Origin of the sequence: Azospira sp. I13 (assembly GCF_003112695.1) — a bacterium.
GTDB lineage: Bacteria > Pseudomonadota > Gammaproteobacteria > Burkholderiales > Rhodocyclaceae > Azospira.
Genome location: NZ_BFBP01000003.1, coordinates 328,460 through 351,480, shown reverse-complemented (window position 1 = coordinate 351,480; position 23,021 = coordinate 328,460). Strand labels below are relative to the sequence as shown.

General features: G+C 67.6%; 16 protein-coding genes. 7 read left to right on the top strand and 9 right to left on the bottom strand.

The features are described 5' to 3' along the window. The first annotated feature begins 153 nt into the window (after positions 1 to 153). Positions 154 to 549, top strand: coding sequence for a hypothetical protein (locus AZSI13_RS04080; RefSeq protein ID WP_235609649.1), 396 nt, complete (start codon positions 154 to 156; stop codon positions 547 to 549). 113 nt (positions 550 to 662) lie between these two features. Here the strand turns inward: AZSI13_RS04080 and AZSI13_RS04075 are convergent, their stop codons facing one another. Further along, entirely contained in the window at positions 663 to 1,052 is a 390-nt protein-coding gene (locus AZSI13_RS04075; RefSeq protein ID WP_109039890.1) for a group II truncated hemoglobin, read from the bottom strand. A gap of 55 nt (positions 1,053 to 1,107) precedes the next feature. On the opposite strand from AZSI13_RS04075, the gene AZSI13_RS04070 reads away from it, so the two are divergent. Beyond that, positions 1,108 to 2,409 carry an EAL domain-containing protein gene (locus tag AZSI13_RS04070; protein ID WP_133247257.1) on the top strand — a complete coding sequence of 434 codons (1,302 nt, stop codon included), beginning with the start codon at positions 1,108 to 1,110 and terminating at the stop codon, positions 2,407 to 2,409. Here the strand turns inward: AZSI13_RS04070 and AZSI13_RS04065 are convergent. The 3 genes from AZSI13_RS04065 to AZSI13_RS04055 form a co-directional block, all read right to left on the bottom strand. Then, on the bottom strand, positions 2,375 to 4,735 hold the full coding sequence (locus AZSI13_RS04065; protein WP_109039888.1) for a YgiQ family radical SAM protein: 2,361 nt from the start codon (positions 4,733 to 4,735) through the stop codon (positions 2,375 to 2,377). The genes AZSI13_RS04070 and AZSI13_RS04065 overlap by 35 nt on opposite strands. A gap of 148 nt (positions 4,736 to 4,883) precedes the next feature. Then, a complete protein-coding gene (locus tag AZSI13_RS04060) occupies positions 4,884 to 7,880 on the bottom strand; it encodes an EAL domain-containing protein (protein WP_109039887.1) in 2,997 nt (998 codons plus the stop codon). A 158-nt stretch (positions 7,881 to 8,038) separates the two neighbouring features. Continuing rightward, positions 8,039 to 9,640 (bottom strand): peptide chain release factor 3, encoded by a 1,602-nt coding sequence (locus AZSI13_RS04055; protein ID WP_014237472.1) that lies wholly within the window; start codon positions 9,638 to 9,640, stop codon positions 8,039 to 8,041. Positions 9,641 to 9,863: 223 nt separating this feature from the next. On the opposite strand from AZSI13_RS04055, the gene AZSI13_RS04050 reads away from it, so the two are divergent. Then, complete coding sequence (locus AZSI13_RS04050; protein WP_109039886.1) at positions 9,864 to 10,067, top strand: hypothetical protein; 204 nt, start codon at positions 9,864 to 9,866, stop codon at positions 10,065 to 10,067. Between the two features lie 95 nt (positions 10,068 to 10,162). Here AZSI13_RS04050 and yidD read toward each other — a convergent pair whose 3' ends face one another. From yidD to AZSI13_RS04035, 3 genes are all read right to left on the bottom strand, one after another. Then, entirely contained in the window at positions 10,163 to 10,492 is a 330-nt protein-coding gene (gene yidD / locus AZSI13_RS18345) for a membrane protein insertion efficiency factor YidD (RefSeq protein WP_109039885.1), read from the bottom strand. A gap of 75 nt (positions 10,493 to 10,567) precedes the next feature. Next, positions 10,568 to 10,900, bottom strand: a complete 333-nt coding sequence (gene qac / locus AZSI13_RS04040) for a quaternary ammonium compound efflux SMR transporter QacL (protein ID WP_109039884.1) — start codon at positions 10,898 to 10,900, stop codon at positions 10,568 to 10,570. Between the two features lie 308 nt (positions 10,901 to 11,208). Next, entirely contained in the window at positions 11,209 to 13,731 is a 2,523-nt protein-coding gene (locus AZSI13_RS04035) for an ABC transporter permease (protein WP_109039883.1), read from the bottom strand. Positions 13,732 to 14,091: 360 nt separating this feature from the next. On the opposite strand from AZSI13_RS04035, the gene AZSI13_RS04030 reads away from it, so the two are divergent. The 4 genes from AZSI13_RS04030 to AZSI13_RS04015 all read left to right on the top strand — a co-directional run bounded on the left by AZSI13_RS04030 (position 14,092) and on the right by AZSI13_RS04015 (position 20,223). Continuing rightward, positions 14,092 to 15,645 carry a class I adenylate-forming enzyme family protein gene (locus tag AZSI13_RS04030; protein ID WP_165833293.1) on the top strand — a complete coding sequence of 518 codons (1,554 nt, stop codon included), beginning with the start codon at positions 14,092 to 14,094 and terminating at the stop codon, positions 15,643 to 15,645. After that, positions 15,642 to 17,348 (top strand): isochorismate synthase MenF, encoded by a 1,707-nt coding sequence (locus tag AZSI13_RS04025; RefSeq protein ID WP_109039881.1) that lies wholly within the window; start codon positions 15,642 to 15,644, stop codon positions 17,346 to 17,348. Before AZSI13_RS04030 ends, AZSI13_RS04025 begins: the two co-directional genes overlap by 4 nt. Beyond that, positions 17,345 to 19,132: a 2-succinyl-5-enolpyruvyl-6-hydroxy-3-cyclohexene-1-carboxylic-acid synthase gene (menD, locus tag AZSI13_RS04020; RefSeq protein ID WP_109039880.1), complete on the top strand. Its 1,788-nt coding sequence runs from the start codon at positions 17,345 to 17,347 to the stop codon at positions 19,130 to 19,132. Before AZSI13_RS04025 ends, menD begins: the two co-directional genes overlap by 4 nt. 248 nt (positions 19,133 to 19,380) lie before the next feature. After that, positions 19,381 to 20,223 carry a carboxylesterase gene (locus AZSI13_RS04015; RefSeq protein ID WP_109039879.1) on the top strand — a complete coding sequence of 281 codons (843 nt, stop codon included), beginning with the start codon at positions 19,381 to 19,383 and terminating at the stop codon, positions 20,221 to 20,223. A 205-nt stretch (positions 20,224 to 20,428) separates the two neighbouring features. On the opposite strand, the gene AZSI13_RS04010 is transcribed toward AZSI13_RS04015, so the two are convergent. Both AZSI13_RS04010 and AZSI13_RS04005 read right to left on the bottom strand, forming a co-directional pair. Continuing rightward, positions 20,429 to 21,199 carry a YdcF family protein gene (locus AZSI13_RS04010; protein WP_109039878.1) on the bottom strand — a complete coding sequence of 257 codons (771 nt, stop codon included), beginning with the start codon at positions 21,197 to 21,199 and terminating at the stop codon, positions 20,429 to 20,431. After that, positions 21,199 to 22,965: an AsmA-like C-terminal region-containing protein gene (locus AZSI13_RS04005; RefSeq protein WP_109039877.1), complete on the bottom strand. Its 1,767-nt coding sequence runs from the start codon at positions 22,963 to 22,965 to the stop codon at positions 21,199 to 21,201. Before AZSI13_RS04005 ends, AZSI13_RS04010 begins: the two co-directional genes overlap by 1 nt. Positions 22,966 to 23,021 lie beyond the last annotated feature (56 nt).

Genomic DNA, 23,021 nt, shown 5'->3' with positions numbered 1-23,021 from the left:
CGGAGCGTTGCACTCAAGGGCGGGGATTCCAAGGCTGTGGCAGCCGCCTCATCCTGTCCGGGAATTGCACAGGGGGCCGGCTTCGGTTTATGTTCGGGCCATAACCGGCAGCCCCGCCCAGGGGCATGCCCATCACCCATTCTGGAGTCCGGCATGTCCTTGCCCTCTTTTCACCTGCCTTCTTTTCGCTTGCACGCTTCCCGCTCGCTGCTCCCCGTCACCTTCTGCCTGGTGGCGGGACTTGCCACGCCCGGTGCTCACGGCGCCCCCACCTTCAAGGTGCTGGGATTCGACGACATGAGTTGCCAGGCCTGGATCGCCTCCCGGGACGACAGCGAACAGCGCACCCTCTACCTGGCCTGGATGCGGGGCGTGCTCACCGGCCACAATTACGCCCGGCCCGCCCAGCAGGTTTCGGCCATCTCCAGCGGTACCCTGGAAAATTTCGTCAATCGCTATTGCAGCGAAAAACCCAAGGGGGATTTCGGCGAGGCCGTGCTGCGCCTGGCCGACCAGTTCTCCGGCCGCAACGCCCCCATCACCAAGTAGCATCACCCTGCCAAAGTCAGCCGAGAACCGGCTGCAGCCAATTCCAGGGAGGGCAGCCACGGCCATGCCCCGCGGCGCCACCCGTCCCTTGACTACCGGCAGCCGGGGCCTGTTCAGGCGCCCTCCCGGTTGCGCATGAAGTCGGCGGTATTGAAGAAATTCACCCCCAGCCGCAGGCGCAGGGCTTCATCCACCCCGACTTCATCCATGGCCCGCACCATGCACTTCACCCACTGGTCCCGGGATTCGGTGCCGATGGAAAAGGGCATGTGCCGGGCCCGCAGACGCGGGTGGCCAAACTGTTCGACAAAGAGGTCCGGTCCGCCCAGCCAGCCGGAAAGGAACATGAACAGCTTGTCCCGGGAACCCTCCAGGGTGGGCGGATGCATGGCCCGCAATTCGGCGAATTCCGGCTCCAGATCCATCAGGTCGTAGAAGCGGTCCACCAGTTCCCGCAGGGACTGGGGGCCACCCAGCATCTCGTAGGCGGTTTGTTCTTGCATAGTCTTTTGGTCTATTTGGTCTAGAATATCGGGCACTTTGCCCAGGAAGCTCATTTTGAACAGTTTCAGCATCCCGGCCATTTCCGGCGAGTCGGGGTACGACCAGATTGCAGCAGCCCTTGATCCGGCTCCGCCCAGCGAACCGGCTGGCAGCAGGATTGGCCGCTTCGGCGATGCCGTCATCTCCAGCCACTTCCAGCCCATCTTCAGCCTCTCCCACCGGCGCATCGTCGGCCATGAAGCCCTGATGCGCGGCCGCGGCCCGGACGGCACACCGATTTCACCCCTGGAGCTGCTCAACCGGGTGAATGGCGATTATCCCACGTTGCTGCACCTGGACCGCCTGGCCCGGGCCACCCACCTGCACAATTTCGCGGCCCAACCCGAAGCGGATGGCTGGCTGTTCATCAACATGTCGCCAGAAGTCTTTCTCCAGGGCCCCTCCCTGCAGGCGGGCCAGCTGGTCAGCGCCCTGATGCAGGCCACCGGCCTCTCGCCCCGCCGCCTGGTCATCGAGGTGCTGGAAGAAGCGGTGCAGGACAACTCCCGCTTCATCGCTGCCGTGGAATTCTTCCGCAGCCTGGGTTTCCTCATTGCCCTGGACGACTTCGGCGCCGGCCATTCCAACTTCGACCGGGTCTGGAGCATCCGCCCAGAGATCGTCAAGCTGGACCGTTCCCTCATCGTCCAGGCCGCCGCCGACCCGAAGATCCGCCGCACCCTGCCCCAGATCGCCTCCCTGCTGCACGAGGCCGGCGCTTTGGTGCTGATGGAAGGCGTGGAAACGGCGGAGGAAGCCTACATCGCCCTGGAATCGGACGTGGACTTCGTTCAGGGCTACTACTTCGGCCGTCCCGGCCCCCGGGTCGCCACCGATGCCACCGCCGGCCAGGCGGTCAATGACCTGTGGCACGACTTCGACGCCCGCTGGCTGCGGGACAAGCGCAACTACCACGAGAACATTGCGCCCTACTTCAACGCCCTGGGCTATGCCTCGGTGCTGCTCTCCGCCGGCCGCTCCCTGGAGGAGGCCTGCGCCTCCTTCCTGCAGCTGCCCAACTCCGCCTTCAGCTACCTGCTGGACGCCCAGGGGCAGCAGATCGGCAAGAACATCTGGAGCGCCGATTCCGCCCCCAGCGAAGACCAGCGTTTTTCGCCCCTGACCAACACCCAGGGCGCCCGCTGGGCTCGCCGGCCCTATTTCCGCCGCGCCGTGGAAAACTTCGGCAAGGTCCAGGTCACCCGGCCTTACCTCTCCATCTCCAGCGCCAGCCTGTGCGTCACCCTCTCCTGCAGCTTCAAGGTGAACGGCGAGCTGCAGGTTATTTGCGGCGACGTCCGCTGGGACCAACGCTAGGCTTGCCTGCCGGGCTCGGGGTGCTGCGAGGCCCCGCCCCGCTTGCCTGACGGCGGGCCTGGCACGGAGAACCGCGCCCTGCCTGGGCGCCAGCCTTGCCACCGCCATTCCCGGCACCACTCCCGGCACCATTCCGCCCCCCGTTGCCACCCGGCTTGCGGGGGCCGCCCTGGGGCCGCTCGCCGCCCCCTTCCCGGGCTTCCTTGGCATCGCGCCGCAGCATGGCCTCCATCTTCATGCCGGTGCCGGCGGGCTGGAAAATGGGGATCAGATGCTTCTTGCCGTTGCCGATGAGATCGGCCCGGCCCATTTCCTTCAAAGCCTCCCGCAGCAGAGGCCAGTTCTCCGGATCGTGGTAGCGCAGGAAAGCCTTGTGCAGCTTGCGCTGGCGCCCGGCCCGGGCCGTCTCCACCACTTCCGAGCCGCGCCCCACCTTCTTCAGCGGATTCCTACGGCTGTGCCACATGGTGGTGGCCAGGGCCATGGGTGTCGGCAGGAAAGTCTGCACCTGATCCAGGCGGAAGTTGTTGTGCTTGAGCCACAGGGCCAGGTTGAGCATGTCTTCATCGGTGGTGCCCGGGTGGGCAGCGATGAAGTAGGGAATCAGATACTGCTCCTTGCCCGCCTCCCGCGAAAACTTCTCGAACATCTGCTTGAAGCGGTCGTAGGTACCGATGCCCGGTTTCATCATCTTGCTGAGCACCCCTTCCTCGGTGTGCTCCGGGGCGATCTTCAGATAGCCGCCGACGTGGTGGGTCACCAGCTCCTTCACATATTCGGGAGACTGTACTGCCAGGTCGTAGCGCAGGCCGGAGCCGATGAGCACCCTTTTGACCCCGGGAATGGCCCGGGCCTTGCGGTAGAGGCTGACCAGATGAGAATGGTCGGTGCCCAGGTTCTCGCAGATGCCCGGATAGACGCAGGAAAGGCGGCGACAGGAGGACTCGATTTTCTTGTCCTTGCAGGCCAGCCGGTACATGTTGGCGGTAGGGCCGCCCAGGTCCGAGATGGTGCCGGTGAAGCCGGGGGTTTTATCCCGGATTTCCTCGATCTCGTGCAGGATGGATTCTTCCGAACGGCTCTGGATGATGCGCCCCTCGTGCTCGGTGATGGAGCAGAAGGTGCAGCCGCCGAAACAGCCCCGCATGATGTTGATGGAGAAGCGGATCATCTCCCAGGCCGGGATTTTGGCGTCGCCGTAAGACGGGTGCGGCGCCCGGGCATAGGGGCGGCCGTAGACGTGGTCCATCTCCGGCGTAGTCAGAGGGAAAGGCGGCGGATTGAGCCACACATCCCGCTCACCATGGGCCTGGACCATGGCCCGGGCATTGCCGGGGTTGGATTCCAGGTGGAAGGTGCGGGAGGCGTGGGCGTAGAGCACCGGGTCTTCCACCACCTGTTCGTAAGCCGGCAGCCGCACCACGGTCTTGGCCCGCTGCAGCTTGCGCGCTGCCACCCGCTCGGCGGCGGGCACGAACTTCATCGGCAGTACCGCGACGTCGCTCCCCTCCCCGGCGGCCTGGGCAACCGGAGCGCCGCCGCGGGGGCTGCCGGCAGCTTCACCCATGGCGTAGGGGTCCGGATGGGCGTCGATCTTGCCCGGCAGGTCCACGCTGGAGGAATCCACCGCCGACCACTCCTCGTCCGGCAGCCAGCCCTTCGGCACCATGAAGGCGGTGCCGCGCAGGTCGCGGATTTCCGAAATGGGTTCGCCCTTGGCCAGACGGTGTGCCAGGTCCACCAGGGCCCGCTCGGCATTGCCGAAAATCAGCATGTCGGCCTTGGAATCGGGCAGCACGGAGCGGCGCACCTTGTCGCTCCAGTAATCGTAATGGGCGATACGGCGCAGGGAGGCTTCGATGGAGCCGATGATCACCGGGGTGCCCGGATAGGCCTCCCGGGCCCGCTGAGCGTAGACGGTGACGGCCCGGTCCGGCCGCTTGTTGGGGGCCGCGTCGGGGGTGTAGGCATCGTCGGAGCGGATTTTCCGGTCCGAGGTGTAGCGGTTCACCATGGAATCCATGTTCCCCGCGGTGATGCCGTAGAACAGGTTGGGCTTGCCCAGGCGCTTGAAGTCTTCCGCCGAGTGCCAATCCGGCTGGCTGATGATGCCGACCCGGAAGCCCTGGGCCTCCAGCAGGCGGCCGATAAGGGCCATGCCAAAGCTGGGGTGGTCGATGTAGGCGTCGCCGGTCACCAGGATGATGTCGCAGGAATCCCAGCCCAGCTTGTCCATTTCCTCCCGGGACATGGGCAGGAAAGGGGCATTGCCAAAGCGGTGGGCCCAGAATTTACGGTAGGAGGTGAGGAGCTTGGGGGATTCCATGGCAGCAACGCTTCAAAGACGGAGGGGGGACGGGCAACAACCGGTCACGACGGGAAAACGGAAAAACTACAGGCCAAGGCAGGCATCAGGGTGGAGAGGTGGCGCCAAAGGCAGCGCCAACCGGGCATTCGGCAGAACATCCGGCCCCTCAGTGGATCGCGGCACCGGCCGCCAGCAGCTCGGGCACCCGGCCCGCCGGCACCGGCCGGCTGCACAGGAAGCCCTGGAATTCGTGGCACTGGTGGAGCCGCAGGAAATCCAGCTGCTCCGTGGTTTCCACGCCTTCGGCAATGACCTTGCGCTCGAGTTCCCCGGCCATGGCAATGACCATGCGCACGATGGCCGCATCGCCCGGGCTCTGCACCACGTCGCGGATGAAGGAACGGTCGATCTTGATCTTGTCGATGGGGAAACGCTTGAGGTAGGCCAGGCTGGAATAGCCGGTGCCAAAGTCGTCGATGGAAAGACGCACCCCGAGGCACTTCAACTCTTCGAGGATGCCGGCGGTGCGCTCGGGCTCCTGCATGATGACGCTCTCGGTGATTTCCAGCTCCAGCCAGCGCGGCGCTAGGCCGGAGGACATCAGGGCGGCGGACACCTGGGCCACCAGATCCCGCTCCTGGAACTGCACGGCGGAAAGATTCACCGCCACCACCGTCGGCGGCAGGCCCGCATCCTGCCACTGGCGGGCTTGGCGGCAGGCTTCGGTGAGCACCCAGGCGCCGATGGGCAGAATCAGGCGGCTCTCTTCCGCCAGGGGAATGAACTCGGCTGGCGACACCATGCCCAGGCGGGGGTGATTCCAGCGCAGCAGGGCCTCGAAACCGATGATGCCGCCACCGATCTCCACCTGGGGCTGGTAGTGCAGTTCCAGCTGGCGCAGTTGTAGGGCCAGCCGCAACTCGCTCTCCAGGCGCAGGCGCGCCACCATGCGCTCGTTCAGCTCGGGGGAGAAGAAGTGGTAGGCATTCTGCCCGCCCCGCTTGGCGTGGTGCATGGCCGTATCCACATTGCGCAGGAGAATGGCGGTATCGCTGGCATCCTGGGGGAACAGGGTGATGCCGGCGCAGGCCGTGGTCACCACGTCGCTACCCTGCATCTTCACCGGGTGGGAGAGGATATCCAGCAGATGGCGGGCCACCGTGGCCACGGAGCGGCTTTCATCGCTCAGATCCACCAACATGCCGAACTGGTCGCCCCCCAGGCGGCCCAGGATGTCGCAGGGCCGCAGGCCCTTGCGCAGACGCTCGCCGATGCGGCGCAGCAGTTCATCCCCGGCGGCATGGCCGAAGGCATCGTTGATGCGGCTGAGGTGGTCCAGGTCCAGCATCACCAGGGCGCCGGGGCGGCCTTCCGCCAGCCAGTCACCGAGAATGCGAGAGAACCACTGGCGGTTGGGCAGGGCCGTCAGCTGATCCACATTGGAGAGGGATTCGATCTGGGCCTGGGCGGCCTTCTTTTCCGACAGGTCGGTGACGAAGGCCACCTTGTTGATGACCGCGCCGCGGTCGTCGTGGATGATGCCGAAGTTGCACCACACCGGGCAGTCGCTGCCGTCCTTGCGCAGGGTGACGGCCTCGCCGAGCCAGTTCTCGCCCCGCTCCAGGGTGGCGCGGATGCGCTCCCGGAAACCCGGATCGTTATGGGGCGAAGCGAGAAAGGCCGGGTTCTGGCCCTTCACCTCGGCCACGGCATAGCCGGTCAGGGCAGCGAAGGCATTGTTGAAGGTGACGATGAGGCCCTGGTCATCGAGGATGAGGATGGCCTCGGTGCTGTGGTCGAAAACGTGGGTGATGAGGCGCTGCCGCTCCTCCGCCTTGTAGCGGGCGGAAATATCCCAGGCCACGCCGGCCAGGGCACGAACGGCGCCGTTGTCGTCGAACACCGGCACCCGCAGGAATTCAAAGGGCTTGCGGCCTCCAGGCAGGCTCAGCCACACCTCTTCGCGCAGGGGCTGGCGGCTTTCCACCACCTGCCGGCGGCCGGCCTCCATGCGCTCAGTTTCTTCGGGGGAAAAAAGGTCGGCCACGTTGCGGCCGATGATCTCTTCCAGCGGGCGGCCCGCATAGCGGCAGAAGGCCGAATTCACCGACAGGTAATTGCCCTCCGGCGTCAGCAGCCAGGCTGGGTCGGGAATGGCATCGAGCAGGGCGCAGCTTTCCCGGTCCTTATCCTGGAAGGCCTGGCTCATGCGCTCGGCGAGGGTGCTGGCGGCGCGGAAGCGGCGGGACCAGACCACGGTGCCGAACAGCAGGGCTGCCGTCAGCACGGCCCCCAGCAGGGCGTAGATCAGGGCACGATGCCGCCAGGGGGCGAGAATGTCATCCTCGGCGTAGCCCACGGTGATGATGAAGGGCGTGCCCGGCAAGGCGCGGAAGACGAATTGTCGCGCCACCCCATCCAGGGCGCCGCCCCGGGAGAAGCTGCCGCTTTCTTCCCCGGCGGCGAGCCGGGGAAGGATGGCGCTGTCGTCCAGGCGCTGACCCATCTGGGCGTCCAGCCGGGGCCAGCGGGCCACCAGATGCATGTCCCGGGTCCATACGGCGATCACATCCCGAGGGCCCAGATTGAGGGTACTGAACAGATATTCGAAGTGGCGCACCTTGATGGCAGCGGTAACGATGCCGCCGAAGCGGCCCTGCTTGTCCGACAGGCGGCGGGCGGCCACCACCACCCAGTCCCCGGTGATGCGGGAGACCATGGGCTCGGACACCACCAGCCCGGCCTGGGGCTGATCCCTGAGCAGCTTGAAGTAGGAGCGGTCAGCGATATTGACGCCGTTGCCCAGGGTGCCCGAGCCGTCGTAGGCGTAATTGCCCTCCGCATCCGCCACGCGGAAGCTGCTGGTTTCGGGGAACATGTGCAGGGAACGGCCCAGCTCGGGCTCCAGTTCGCTGCGGGGGCGCCCGGCGATCACCGCTTCCTGGTAGCGGCTGATGAATTCCTGCAGACGCAGGTCGATCTTCTGGATGGAGCCTTGCAGGCTGCTTTCCAGCACCCGGGCCAAGGCCTCACCCTGGCGTTGTGCGGCTTGCAGGTCCCGCTCCCGGGACTGCAGCACGTCCAGGGAAATCCAGACGGCCAGACCCAGCCAGAGCAGTCCGACAAGCGTTCCCAGCAGATAGGTGGACCGCCGCAAGGGCATCCGCACGTCCTTCAAATCAGGTAAGGGGTGGAAGGGAAAACGGGTGAAAGGCGAAATTGTATGCCTCGGGCCCCGTTCGAGCCAGAAAAGACAAAGGCCCCGGCATTGCCGGGGCCTGACAGGCGGGCGCCATTAAGACCAGCCCGGCCAACCTTGGGTTAGCCCCGGTTGCCCAGGGTCACCGTGTGCTCCCGGGTGGCGTGGAACTGCACGCTGGGGTAGCGCTCCTGGGTCAGGTCCAGATTGACCCGGGTCGGCGCCAGATAGGCCAGGCTGCCGGAGGCATCCGTGGCCAGGTTGCCCATGTTCTCCCGCTCGAAGCGGTTGAAGTCCTCGGCCTTGTCGCAGGTCACCCAGCGGGCGCCGAAGAGGGACTTGTTCTCCAGCAGGATTTCCACCCCGTATTCGGCCGCCAGTCGGTGGGCCACCACTTCGAACTGCAGCACGCCCACGGCCCCCAGTACCACTTCGTAGCCGGAAAGGGGCTTGAACACCTGGATGGCGCCCTCCTCCCCCAGCTGCTCCAGGCCCTTCTGGAACTGCTTGATCTTGGATGGGTTCTTGGGCCGGGCGGCGCGGAACATTTCCGGCGCAAAGTAAGGAATGCCGGTGAAGTGCAGGTTCTCGCCCTCGGTGAAGGAATCACCGATTTCGATGCTGCCGTGGTTGAACATGCCGATGATGTCGCCCGGGTAGGCATCGTCAATGGTGGCGCGGCGCTGGGAAAGGAAGGCCACCACCTGGGTCGCCCGGATTTCCTTGCCGGTGCGCACTTGCCACAGCTTCATGCCCCGCTCGAAACGGCCGGAACAGACCCGCAGGAAGGCCACCCGGTCCCGGTGGGCCGGGTCCATATTGGCCTGGATCTTGAAGATGAAGCCGGAGAACTTGCCCTCTTCCGGCGCTACGGCCCGCTCGGCCGATTCCCGGGTCTTGGGCGGCGGCGCATTGGCCACCAGGGCATCGAGGATTTCCCGCACGCCGAAGTTGTTGATGGCGGAGCCGAAGAACACCGGCGTCAGCTTGCCGGAGAGGAAAGGCTCGGCCTCGAACTGATGGGCGGCCGCCAGCAGCTCCAGGTCTTCCTTGAGCTTGGCGATTTCCATGGAGAAGCCGGCCAGGGAGGGGTGATCCAGGCCCTTCACCACTTCCGCGTCCTTGCCTTCACCGGGAGTGAACAGGGCCACGGAATCGCTGGCCAGGTGATACACGCCGCGGAAAGTCTTGCCCATGCCGATGGGCCAGGTCACCGGCGCGCACTGGATTTTCAGCACCGATTCCACCTCGTCCAGCAGCTCGAAGGGGTCGCGCACTTCCCGGTCCAGCTTGTTGATGAAGGTGAGAATGGGCGTGTCGCGCATACGGCACACGTCCAGCAGCTTGATGGTCTGGGGCTCCACGCCCTTGGCCCCGTCGATCACCATGAGGGCCGAGTCCACGGCGGAAAGCACTCGGTAGGTATCTTCCGAGAAATCCTGGTGGCCCGGGGTATCGAGCAGGTTGATGACGCAGTCCCGATAGTCGAACTGCATCACCGAGCTGGCCACGGAAATGCCCCGCTGCTTTTCGATCTCCATCCAGTCCGAGGTGGCATGGCGGCCGCTCTTGCGGGCCTTCACCGTACCGGCGGCCTGAATGGCGCCGCCGAACAGCAGCAGCTTTTCGGTCAGGGTGGTCTTACCCGCATCCGGGTGCGAAATGATGGCAAAGGTCCGCCGCCGCTGGGCTTCCGCGGCAATGGCCTGGAGTTCTGCGCTCATGGAAAAACTTTCAGGGGAATCAACGTAACTGCGAAGGTAACTGCGCGAGGCCGGCGGCAAACGAAAACGCCCCCGACCGGCTGGTCAAGGGGCAGGATTGTACCACTGAGGGGGAGACAGGCAGGAGCGAGACCAGGGTGCCAGGCTAGGGCTGGGCCACCCCGTCCTTGGTACGGCCACACTGAGCGCACCGAAGGACGGTTTTCTTTGACAAACCAATCATATGGAAGAGCCCGAATGCAACCAGCCCACCGACGATGGCAACGAATCGAAGACCTCGGCCCGTGAAGAGAAAAAGACTCAGGAAGCCGAATACGCAGACACCGACAATCACGACACCGACGACGTCCAGGGGGTTGGGGCGCGACCGCTCGACTTGCTGGAGAGCAGAGCCGCAATAGTCGCAGTTTGGTGTGGTCGTCACTGATGGCTAACGTGAAGATGAGGGGCGCAGGGCCGGCCCCGCCGGCACGGCGTCCCAGCGGCGAAGCCGCGCCTCGAGCGGAGTGTTAGAGCGCGGGGTCATGGCAAGGGAAAGGGAACGCAACAACAGCATCCACTGGCGGCTGCATCAACCTTCTTGTTGGTAAGGCACTGCTTCCACGGAAACTCTTTGTACTCGGGATCAGGTCGGGCCTGCAATATTGCTGCTGACTTTGCGCAACGCGCAAATCGGCGACTCTGTAGGACGAAAAATCGGAGGACGCCGAGTCGGAGGACGGCTCGACGCCCAAACTCAGAGCAAGACCAACCACCGTGTAATACGCGGTGTGCGCAACGAAAGCCTTTACGGGGAGAGAGAACCCGCTGGTAGCCGACGATTGCACCCGCGAAGGCGTAGCGAAGAACCATAAGCACTCTAACGCCTGAATTAAGCCGCGCCGCGAAGCGGCGTCGGCTTGAATGAATTGTTAGATGCCAACCCGGTCAATGTGCGCTGACCTTGGATAGCAGGTTTAGAACGGCGACGCCACTGACGATAAGTCCCATGCCAATGAACGCCCAGAAGTCTAGTTTTTGGCCATGGAAAATCCAAGCAATAGCTGCCACAAGCACGATGCCAAGCCCAGCCCATACAGCGTAAGCAATACCGACCGGAATGGACTTGAGCGAGAGAGACAAGAAATAGAACGCAAGCCCGTAGCCAGCCACAACTACAACGGAAGGAACTAACCTAGTGAATCCATGGCTAGACTTCAGTGCGGAAGTTGCGATGACCTCGCCAAAGATTGCAACAGCCAGAAATATCCAGTTCTTCACGCGCAATCTCCTCTACGGTATGAAGGAGAAATTGTAGTGGCTATGAGTTGCCAAAAACAGTCTTGCGGCTATCGATTTTCTGTGAGCATACGCAACGCCAAATCTGGCATCTAACTAGTAGTAGACGACAAAAACGTCCAATAAAACGGGGACGTGTCCAATAAGCTGGAATACCGGACAGGCCACAAGCCAGCAACCATGCGGCATTCCACTTCCTTATTACTTATTTGCATAATTCTCCCCGCCTACAAACCGGACATTCCTGACGAACAATCATACGTCATACTCGGCACACTGCCCAAGCCACCTCATCCCCCCGCTCTTAACGCCTCCATCGGCGGCACCCGCAGCAGGCGGGAAGCAGCCAGCCAGCCGGCCAACGTCACCGCCAGGGCCGCGCCGACGATGGCCACCGGGAAAATCCACGGTGCGAACTGGTACTCCAGATTGAAGACCTTGGCGGCCAGGAGCCAGCCGACGCCCTGGCTGCCGGCGGCGGCGATGAGGCCGGAGAGTGCGCCGACGGCGGCGAATTCGGCCAGGAGGGCGCCCCGCAGTTGCTGGCGGCCGGCGCCCAGGGCGCGCAGCACCGAGAGTTCGTAGCGCCGCTCGTCGTGGGAGGCGGCCAGGGCGCCGTAGAGAACGATGACGCCGGCGGCCAGGGTGAACAGGAAGACGAACTGCACCGCCCGGGAGACCTGATCTAGCACTGATTGCAGCTGGCGCACGATGGCGGCCACATCCACCACCGTCAGGTTGGGGAAGCGTTTGACCAGTTCCCCCACCCGGTTGGCGGCGTCGTCGGGCAGGTGGAAGCTGGTGATGTAGCTGGCCGGGTACGGTTCCAGCACGCCGGGCGGGGTGAGGACGAAGAAATTGACCCGCATGGAATCCCAGTTGAGCTTGCGCAGGCTGGTGACGGTGAGTTGCACCGGCTCGCCGGCCACGGTGAAGGTCAGTTCGTCCCCCACTTTCACGCCCAGGGTTTCGGCCAGGCCCTTTTCCACCGAGGCGCTGCCTTTGCCATCCTTCCCCTGTTCGCCGGGGGCGAACCAGCGGCCCTGGGTGATGCTGTTGCCGGGGGGCAGGTCGGCGGCCCAGGAAAGGTTGAATTCCCGTTCCACCAGGCGCTTGGCCCGGTCATCTTCATAGTCCGCCGGGGTCACGGGGCGGCCACCGATGCCGGTGAGGCGGCCCCGCACCATGGGCGATAGCTCGGCACGAATGCCCAGCCGGCCCAGGGCCTCCCCCACGTCCTGGCGCTGCTCGGGCTGGATGTTGATGGCGAAGCGGTTGGGGGCATCGGGCGGCGAGGCCTGGCGCCAGGATTGCATCAGGTCGCCCCGGGTGACGGTGAGCAACAAGAGGGCCATCAGGCCCAGGGAAAGGGCGACGATCTGGGCCACCGCCGACAGAGGCCGCCGCTCCAGGCCGGCCAAACCGTAGCGCCAGCCAAAGCCCACGGCGGCGGCGCCGTGGCGCAGGGGCTTGAGGGCCGCCAGGGCCAGGCGGGCGATGAGGGCAGTGAGGCCCAGGGCAGCGGTGAAGCCGCCCGCCGCGTAGGCCCCCAGCTTGGGGTCGCCCGCGGCCCAGAAAAGCAGGCCGGCCAGGGCCGCCAGGCCAATGCCGTAGGTGGCGAGGATGGAGGCATCCGGGTCCCCCAACTCCCGCCGCAGCACCCGCAGGGTGGGCACCTGGCGCAGTTGCAGGAGGGGCGGCAGGGCAAAGCCGAAGAGCAGCACCAGACCGGCCGCCAGCCCTTGCAGGGCCGGCCATGGCCCGGGCGACGGCAGGGGCGAGGCGAGCAGGTTGGCCAGCCAGGCGTGCAGCACGAAGTGGGCGCCAAAGCCGATCAACAGGCCGGCGGCGGAAGCCGCCACGCCGAGGATCAGGAACTGGCCCAGGTAGAGCCCCAGCACCTGGCCCTGGGGGGCGCCCAGGCAGCGCATCACGGCACAGGGATCGAGATGGCGCTGCAGGTAGCGGCGAATGGCCAGGGCCACCCCGGCTGCCGCCAGCACCACCGCCAGCAGGGAAGAGAGGCCGAGGAACTGCTGGGCCCGCTCCACCGCGGTACGGATTTCGGGCCGGGCGTTGCTCGCGTCTTCGAGCCGCTCGCCCCGCCCCAGGCGGGGCTCCACCCAGCGGCGGTAGGCGGCCACGGCCTCGTCCGGGCCGGCCAGCAGCAGGCGGTAGGCCACCCGGCTGCCGGGCTGGATCAACTGGGTGGCGGGCAGGTCCGCCAGGTTCATCATCAGCCGGGGGGCGACGCTGAAGAAATTGACGCCCCGGTCAGGCTCCAGGGTCAGCACCCCGGCCACGTTCAAGCGGGCCTGGCCCAGCTGAATATGTTGGACTGGCTGGCCCGGGCGGGCCTCGAACTGGGTGGCCAGCCGTTCATCCAGCCACACGCTGCCGGCTGGGGGGCCGCCCTGGAATTCAGTGTCGGCCTGCCCCGGCTGGGGAGCCAGGCGCAGCTTGCCGCGCAGGGGATAGGCAGCGGAAACGGCCTTGATATCGGCCAGCTGGGCCACCATGGCCTCGCCTTCCCCCGCCGTCACCATGCTGGGGAAGACCCGGGTTTCGGCGGTCTGCAAGCCCAGGCGCCGGGCTTCGGCCAGGGTGTCGGCGGCCAGGGGATGGTCGCTGGTGAGCAGCAGGTCGGCCCCCAGCAGTTGGCGGGATTCCCGCTCCAGGGCCCGCTTTACCCGGTCGGTGAAGAAGCCGACGGAGCTGATGCTGGCTACGGCCACCACCAGGGCCAGCGCCAGGAGTTTCAGTTCGCCAGCGCGAAAGTCGCGGCGCAGGAGTCGAAAGGCGAGTGACAGCATGGGCAACACCGGCAAAGAAGAAAAAGGGCGAATCAACGACAACCAACGGCAACATCCAAGGGGCGGAAAGCACACCGGAAACATCGGGCGATGGCCGGGCAGCAGCGCCACAACCAAGGCCACAACTCTGGCGGCACCCCGGGCAACAACGTGGCTCACCATCGCCAACAAGCCGGGCCGGGGCAGCCAGCGACAGCGCCCCAAGGCATCGCCCCGCCGGGCGCACCCGGCAGCCCATAATAGCCTGCCGAGGCGCGCGAATCTTGACTTGCATCCAAGATGGGCGGCCCCTGCTCTGCGTATAATCGACCGCTGATACAGCCTCCCCTACAGCCTTCCGCCCCGCCGATTATTGCCCCTATGCCCCACGCCCCCATGGATTGGCTCGCGCCCCTGCCCCAGGCCGACACCCCGCGCCAGCTGGTGACCTCCGCCGGCACCTGGTCCCGAGCAGCCCTGGCGGCGGATGCCCGGGCACTGGGCGCGGCGCTCCTGGCGGGTGGCGCCCGGCCGGGGGACATTGTCCTCGCACCGCTCCCTGCCTGGGCCCTGGCCCGGCTCTTCTTCGCCTGCGCCGCCACCGGCCTGACCCTCTTCCCCCTGGACCCGGCCGCGCCTCCCCAGCGCCGTCAGCACCTGCTGGCCCTGGCCGGCCCCCGGGGCCGCCTGCTGGAGGCTTTGCCCGAATTTTCGTCCGGGGTTGCGTCCGAGATGCAGGTCCAGATGGGCGACGGGCAGAAGGTAATTTCCGCATCCTTGCCGCTTCTGCCCCTGCCGGATCAACCCGCCCTGGTCATCGCCACCAGCGGCAGCGAGGGCGACCCCAAGGGCGTGGTGCTGAGCCATGGCAACCTGGCCGCCGCCGCGGCTGCCTCGTCCCAGCGCCTGCCCCTGGGCCCCGGCGACACCTGGCTGGCCTGCCTGCCGCTGCACCATGTGGGCGGCCAATCCATTCTGACCCGCTGCGCCCAGGCCGGCGCCACCGCCCGGGTGCTGGATGCCTTCTCGGTGGAAGCGGTGGCCGATGCCCTGGCGGGGGGAAGCCACTCCCCCACCGCCCCCATCACCCACCTTTCCCTGGTGCCGGCCATGCTCGACCGCCTGCTGGCGGCCGGCGTGGCCCCCGGCCCCCTGCGCCACGTGCTGATCGGCGGCGCCGCCCTCTCCCGCACCCTCTTTAACCGGGCGAGGGAAGCCGGCTGGCCCCTCGCCGTCAGCTACGGCCTTTCCGAATGCGCCGCCCAGGTGGCGACCTGGGTGAATCCCGGCCCCGACTGGCAGGAAGGCCAGGTGGGCAGCCCCCTCCCCGGCTGTCGCGCCACCGTGCGGGAAGATGGCCGCCTGGTGCTGCAAGGCCCGCAAGTCATGTGGGGCTACCTCAACCCCCAGGGCCAGCCAGGCCAGGGGCTGGAAATGCCGGAGGATTCCAACGGCACCCCCGCCTTCGTCACAGGCGATCTGGCCGCACAGGATGAAGCGGGCCGCCTGACGATCCTGGGGCGGGCCGACGACATGCTTATCAGCGGCGGCATCAACGTACACCCGGCCGAGGTGGAAAGCCTGCTGCTGGCCTGCCCCGGCATAGCCGATGCGGGGGTCACCGCCCTGCCCGACCCAGTCTGGGGCGACCGACTGGTGGCCCTGGTGGCGGGCACCATCGCGCCGGATGCCCTGCTGCAATGGTGCCGGGAACACCTGCCCTCCTCCCGCCGCCCCCGCCGTCTGCACCGGGTGGAATCCCTGCCCCGCAACCCCATGGGCAAACTGCAACGCCCGGCCCTGCGGGAACTGGCCCAGCGGCTCGAGGCCGCCACGCCGGCCAATTCCAGCGCCACCGTGGTCACCGTGGCCAGCACTGCCTCCAACACATCCACGGCTGTCCGTCCCACCCCAGCCGCAGGAAACACCCCATGAGTTTCCTGCCGCCCCTGCTGTGCCGCTACCCGAACCTGGCCCAAGAGTTGGAGGCCCTGGCCGCCACCGCCCGGCCCACGGACCTGCTCAGTTTCAGCCTGCCCGCCGACGACCTGCCACCCCCTGCCTATCTGGCAGGGCCGGAAAGCCTGGCCTGGCAGCGGCCGGGCGACGCCTGGCTGGCCCTGGGCAGCGCCTTCACCGTGGAAAGCGCCGGCCCTGGCCGCTTTGCCGCCCTCAACGCCGGCTGGCAGGGGCTGGCCGCCCGCTGGCAGCAGCGCGACCTGTGCCCTGCTGACGGGGAATCAAGCATCGCCCCTGAAAAGCAGGCCAGCCGCTCGCCGAATTCAGCGCCGGTCCCGGGCCGCGCCCACGACAGCGCGCCCCCGGCGACACGCAGTACCCCGCCCGGCCCCCTGGCCCACCTGGGCTTCGCTTTTTACGACCGGCCCGACAGCGCCGACCCCCTGCCCAATGCCCGCCTGCGGGTGCCGGCCCTGCTGCTGCGGCGGCAGGGAGACGCCCAGCGGCTGATCCTTTCCACCAGCGCCAGCGCCGCCCCCCAGGCCCTGGCGGAGTGGCAGAGCCTCTGGGCAAGCCTAGGGCAAATGCTTGCCCAAGAATCGGCCCCTGCCGGTGCCTCTGCTGGCATCCATAACGCAGCCCATAGCGCGGCCCACGGCGACGTTGCCTCTGACGCCCCCCGCTGGCATCGGCCACCGGCGCCGGTCACCGACCGGGCCTTTCTCGCCCGCACCCGGGCCGCCCTGGCCGCCATCGCAGCCGGCACGGTGGATAAAGTGGTGCTCTCCCGCCGCGTGCGCCTGCTGGCCCAGGCATCGCCGGCATCCCCCGACGCTGGGCAGGCAAATCCAGAAGCGGCGATCCGCGGCGCCATCCACCGCACTGCCGGCCCCGCCCTGCCTTGTCCTGCCAGCCTTTTTGCCTCCCTTTTTGCGTCCCTTTTCGCCACCCTGGCCCGGCAGCAGCCCGGCTGCACGGTGTTTGCCGTGGGCCATGGCCGTGGCACTTTCCTCGGCGCCACGCCGGAACGCCTGCTCACCCTGCGCGGCGGCCAACTGGAAACGGAAGCCCTGGCCGGCACCAGCTGGGGCGCCGACGCCCCCCTCGGCACCGAAAAGAACCAGCGGGAACACGGCTGGGTGGCCGAGGCCATCCACCGCACCCTGGCGCCCCTCTGCGCCGAGCTATCCATGGCCCCGGCGGATGTGCTGCAACTGCCGGGCAGCCGGGGGCTCTCCCACCTGCGCACCGCCTTTCGCGGCCGGGCAGCCGAGGGCGTGGGCCTGCTCGACCTGGCCGCCCGCCTGCATCCCACCCCTGCCGTCGGCGGCTGGCCGGCCCAGACCGCCCGGGAATGGCTGCAAGCCCACCGGGAGGCCCGCCCCTGCTGGTACAGCGGCGGCCTGGGCTGGATCGACCCGGCCGGCAACGGCACCCTGGCGGTGCCCCTGCGCTGTGCCAACCTGCAGGGCCGGGAGGCGGAATTGCAGGCCGGCGCCGGCATCGTCGCCGGTTCCGACCCAGCCCAGGAACTGGCCGAAACCGAAGCCAAGCTGGCCGCCATGCTCGATGCGCTGCACACGGCAGGTTTCGCCGCCAGCCCCGGCACGGCAACGCCCCACCCTGCCGCTGCCGCCTGCCGCCCCGCGCCCCGATCCTCCCGTGGAAACACCCCATGACCGACACCGGCCTGCTCAATCTGCAGTGGTCCCGCCACTTCGTCGCCGGGCTGGCGGCGGCTGGCCTCAGCGATGCCGTGATTTCCCCCGGCGCCCGTTCCAGCCCCCTGACCCTGGCCCTGCTGCGCCAGCCTGAGGTGCGCTGCCATGTGCTGGTGGATGAACGCTCCGCGGCCTTTTTCGCCCTGGGCCTGGCCAAGGCCAGCGGCAGGCCGGTGGCCCTGCTGTGCACCTCCGGCTCCGCCCCGGCCCACTGGCTGCCGGCGGTGATCGAGGCCGACGCCGGCCAGGTGCCCCTGCTGCTCCTTTCTGCCGACCGGCCCCCGGAACTGCACGGCTGGGGCGCCAACCAGACGGTGGACCAGCTGCGGCTGTTCGGCGGCTTCGTCCGCGCCGCCCACGCCCTGGGCACGCCGGAAGCGGATTTTCAGCCCCCCCAGGTGCACACCCTGGCTGCCCGCCTGGTGGCCGATTGCGGCTGGCCCTGCCCGGGGCCGGTGCACGTCAATGTGCCCTTCCGCGAGCCGTTGCTGCCTTCGCTCCCTTCAGAAACCCTGGCTGGAGAGGCAGAAGGGACGCCATTCTCCCTGCCCACCGGCCTGGAAGTGGCGCCCCCCTTGGTTCTCCCCGACCCCCATGCCATAGAACAAGCAGCGGCGCACCTCTCCGGGCGACCCGGGGTCATCATTGCCGGCGCCCTGCCCCCCCTGGAGCGACAGCGGGGCCAGTCCCAAATCTTCGCCCAGACCCTGGCCTCCCTGGCCAAGGGCCTGGCCTGCCCGGTGCTGGTGGAGCCCCTCTCGGACCTGCGCTACGGCGCTGCCACGGCCCCCGCCCCGGAGCATCTGCTGGCCCACGGCGAAGCCCTGCTGCGCCGCCCGGACTTTGCCGCCATGGCCCCGGCCTGGGTGCTGCGCTTCGGCAGCGCCCCCCTGAGCCGGGTCGTACAAACCTGGCTGGGCCGCTGCCTGGCCGCCGGCACGGAGCTGTTGCTGGTGGAGGGCCAGGGCCGCTGGCCCGACCCGGAACGCCGCACCAGCCAGTTGCTGCGGGGCAGCGCCGCCGCCACGGCCACCGCCCTGGCCGACGCCGTCAGCGCGCCGGCCCCCGCCGACTGGCTGCCCCCCTGGCAGGCGGCGGAACAGGCCGCCGCCGCCCGGGCCGGCAGCTGTCTGGCGGAAGCGGGCGACACCCTGTGGGAAGCCGCCGTGGTCAGCGACACCCTGGCCGCCCTGCCCCCCGACAGCCGCCTGCTGTGGGGCAATTCCATGGCAGTGCGGGACGGCGATGCTTTCTCCGGCCTGTGCCCCCGGCCCCTGGAAAGCCACGGCAACCGGGGTGCCAGCGGCATCGACGGGCAGTTTTCCACCGCCCTGGGCCTGGCCGCCGCCGGCCGCCGGGAAGGCCGCTGGACCGCCGCCCTGCTCGGGGACCTGGCCGCCCACCACGACCTCAACGCCCTGAGCGCCGCCTGGGGCCTGGATTGCCTACTGGTGGTGATCAACAACGGCGGCGGCGGCATCTTCGAATATCTGCCGCAACGCCAGTTGCCCGAATTTGAACAGGGCTGGCTGACGCCAGTAAGCCTCGATCTCGCCCACGGCGCCGCCGCCTATGGCGTGCCCCACCGCCGCGTAAGCAGCCGCCCCCAGTTGCAGGCAGCCCTGGCCGAGGCCCTGGCAGCGGGCGGCCCCTGGCTCATCGAAGCGGTGGTAGACCGGGCTGCCAGCGTGGCCCGGCATCGCCATTACTGGTCCGCCTTCCAGACGCCCGGAGCCACCTGAGAGCGAAGGCACCCAAGGTGGAAAAGCTTCTGCCGCAATGGTGGAGGCGGGCGGGAGACGGGTGGGAGACGGGCGGGAAACGAGGGGAAAAAGACAGGGGCATAACCGCGGCATGACAGGGGCAAAACCCAGGCAATTACAGCGTTTTGCGGGTCAGTTTGGGGTCAGCGCAGGGTCAGTGGTGGGTCAGTCCGCGCCACTAGGATAGCGCCACCCAAACGCCGGTCCACCGGCAAGGAGCGCTGCAATTGACCTTCCAGCAAAGCCCCCCGGGTGAGGTAGCGGTGCTACTCATCCATGGCCTGTACAGCAACCCCGCCGAGATGTCGCCCCTGGGCAAGATTTTGGAGAAGGCCGGCTACCACGTGCGCATTCCCGAATTCTCCGGCTATTCGGTGGGGGAAGGCGGCTGCGGCAGCGTGCCCTACGCCGCCCATACCTGGGAAGCCTGGTACGCCGAGGTGGAGCGGGAATTCACCCGCCTGCAGGCCAGCTACCGCCAGGTGGTGGTGGGCGGCCTGTGCATCGGCGCCGACCTGGCCCTGCACCTGGCAGCCCGCCAGGGTGCCCGGGTGGCGGCGGTGATTGCCCTGGCCACGACGTTGTTCTACGACGGCTGGAGCATTCCCTGGTACCGCTTTCTCCTGCCCCTGGGCTATTACACGCCTCTGCGCCACCTTTACACCTACCGGGAACGCTACCCCTTCGGCCTGAAGAATCCGCGGATGCGGGCCCGGGTTTCCCGGGACATGGAAGCGCGGCAGATTTCTGACGCCGGCGCCGCCCACCTGCCCATGAACGGCATCTACCAGGCCCGGCGCCTGATCGGCACCCTGAAGCGGGAGTTGCCGGAAGTGGGCAGCCCGACCCTGGTCATCCATTCCCGGGAAGACGACGTGGCCAGCCTGCGCAGCGCCAATTTCGTCTATCACCACGTCAGCGCCGAACTGCGCCGCCGGGTAGTGCTGGACGACAGTTACCACATCATCACCCTGGACAACGAACGACGCCGGGTGGCCGATGAAACCCTGAAATTCCTGAACCAGGCCTTGGCCAACCCCCAGACGGCCACGCTACCGGTGGCTGCCTGAGGCGGCGGGCCGAAACGACGGCAGAAGTCATCGCGGCGTTGTTGTGGGCTTGCTGCGAAGTTACAGCGGAAAGACTGCGGCGGTTTTGCCGAGTAATCGCCGAGTAATCGCCGGGTTGTAGCGGGATTAGCCGCGGCTTTTGCAGAGCGCCTGACAGGGGCAAACCCCGGCCTGAAACGGAAAGATCAAGCCGCCTGCGGTGCGCCTAGCCGCCCCGCAGCCAGTAGGTGAAACGCCCCAGCCATTCCCGCAGGGCAATGCGGGAGCGGCGCAGCCCTTCGGCCTGGGGCAGGTAATCGAGGGGCGTAGCCGCCTCGCGCTGGAAGGCGGTGGGGGCTGGCACCACCTGCAGGCCGGCACGGCGAAAGGATTCTGCGGCCCGGGGCAGATGCCAGGCGTGGCTCACCAGGAGCACCCGGCCGATGCCGGCCTCCCCCAGCAGGCGGGCGGCATTGACGGCGTTTTCCCGGGTATCCACTGACTCCCCCTCGATCCAGCGCACCGGCACCCGGAAATCCTCTTTCAAGGTGCGGGCCATGGCCTCGGCCTCGCTCACTACGCCCCCATCGGGAGCGCCGCCGGCCACCAGCAGGGGCAGGCCGGTGCGACGCTGCAACAGGGCGGCGTAGCGCAGGCGCATCAGGGTTTCCGCCGCTACGGTATCGCTGCCGTATTCCGGCGCCTCCCGGTAACGGCCGCCCCCCAGCACCACGATGGCGCCGGCCTGGACCGGCCCGGCGGCCAGGGGCGGCGCTTCGAGATGGCGGATCAGGGCATTGCCCACTGCCGGCAGGGAAAGCACTGCCAGCAACAAACCACCGGCCAGGCCCAGGCTGAGGGCCAGACGGGGAAATCGGTGGCGGCCGAGAAAAGCCAGCAAGAGCAGGCCCAGACCGTTGCCCGGCGGCAGCAGCAGGGCCGCCGCGCTGTTGCTGAGCAGCCAGGCGACAGAGAAACCACCGACTTCCGTGGGCATCAGCGCCGCGCGCCCCGCACGACCGGGTCGGCGACGCTGCCGCTCACCGTCACTGGCATTTGCAGGAGATTGCCGCGGCCGCCGATCTGTACGTCCAGCCCGCCGGAAAGCTCACCCTTGGGCGTCACCGCCAGGTTGCCGGCGGCCTTGAGCAGGCCGGCGGCAATGCGCAGGTCCGAGAGGCGGGTGCCCTGGCCGTCGAAGCGCAGGTTGACGCTCAACTGCTCGAAGCGGGTTTCGCCGCCATGCAGGGGCTCGCTGCTGGCCCGCCGCACGGCTTCGGCCAGATCGGCGAAGAGGATGCCGCGGCCAACGCCGAAGCTGCCTTCACCCTGCAACTGGCTGCCCAGGCGGGACCAGTCCGGCGCCCGGGCGGTCAGGCGCAGACGGCCGTCCACCTCGCCCTCCAGCTTCCAGCCCTGGCCGGTGAGTTGGCCCACTGCCTGGCTCAGACGGCGGGCGGAAAGATGCTTGAACAGGCTGTCGCCATCCAGCTTGATGCCGTTGCCCCAGGACAGGGCCAGGGAGGCGCTGAACTGGCCTTCCAGCAGGCGGCCTTCGATTTTGGAGAAATCCAGCCGTTCGCTGGTTACCAGCCCCTGGGCATTCAAGGCATCGAAACGCAGGCCGCTGCCCTTCACCGGCTCCCAGCCCTGGCCATCCAGGGCAAGCTGGACGCCGCCCTGGGTCGGCCGCACTTCGAGGGAAAGGCTGTGGTCACCGTTCTGCAGGGCCAACTGCTGCAAGGTGCCGCCCTCCCCCAACCCCAGCGTGCCGGAGAGTCCTTCCACCGCCAGGGGGCCGGCCTGCAGGGCCAGATCCTGGAAGACCACATGGGAAACCTGCAGACGGGCACCGCCGGCACCCCGCAGCCAGTCCGGCAACGCGGCCAGGGAGGAAAGGGGCAGGCGGGCGCCGACGATTTCCACTTCCTTGAGGTGGCCGGGATTGCCCAACTCAGGAACAAATTGCAGCCGGGCCACCGTACCCGGGTCGCCATTGCCGATGCGCACCCCTTCCAGCACCAGGCCGGGCTTGGGCAGGAAGGTCACGCCCAGGTGGCTGGCGGTGACCGGCTGGCCCAGCAAGCGGGTCAGCACGGCCTCGGCCTCGGGGCGATGGCTGTCGTAGGGATAGAGGCCGACCACCGCCACTCCCAGGCCGAGAAGGAGCGCCACCCCCAGGGCCAGCTTGCTGCCCTTGCCCATCGGCCGGCTGCCGGGCCGGCGGATGGGGCGGATGCCGGTGTCTTCGCCGGCCGGCACCTTGCGGGCAGCGGTAGCATTGGTGGTGGTTTCCTTGCCGCCGCCATCGCCGTTCTTCCAGCCAGCCAGCCAGGCCACGGTGGGCGGGGCCTTTTTCTCGACCCTGGGCGGTTCCGGCGAGGTTTCGCCGGGCAGGGGAATGGGCTCGGGCTCCCGGTCCTGGGGCTGGGCGAAGTCGTCGCCGGCAGCATCGGCCGGGGTATTGCCGAAGGTGGAAAACTGGCTGATGGCCACGTCCTTCACCTTCTGCACCACGGCCGTGCCCTTGTCCCAGACCGAGGGCTGTTCGAGCAGCGGGGCGATGAAGCCATCCCGCTCCAGATCAGCCAGGGCGGACTCCACCAGGCCGGGATTGCCCACCTTGGTGGCCAACTCGCTGACACTGGTCCGCCCATCCACCAGGATCAGCACCATACGAATGTGGCGCTGCACCAAACGGGTCCGCTGTCGCATGGCCTCCTCGCCGGCAGCGGTCTTTTCGTAGATCAGATTCGTATCCATATTTTTTTCTCAAGCCAATTGACGCGTTTTGGATTGAAACCTATAATTCGCGCCTC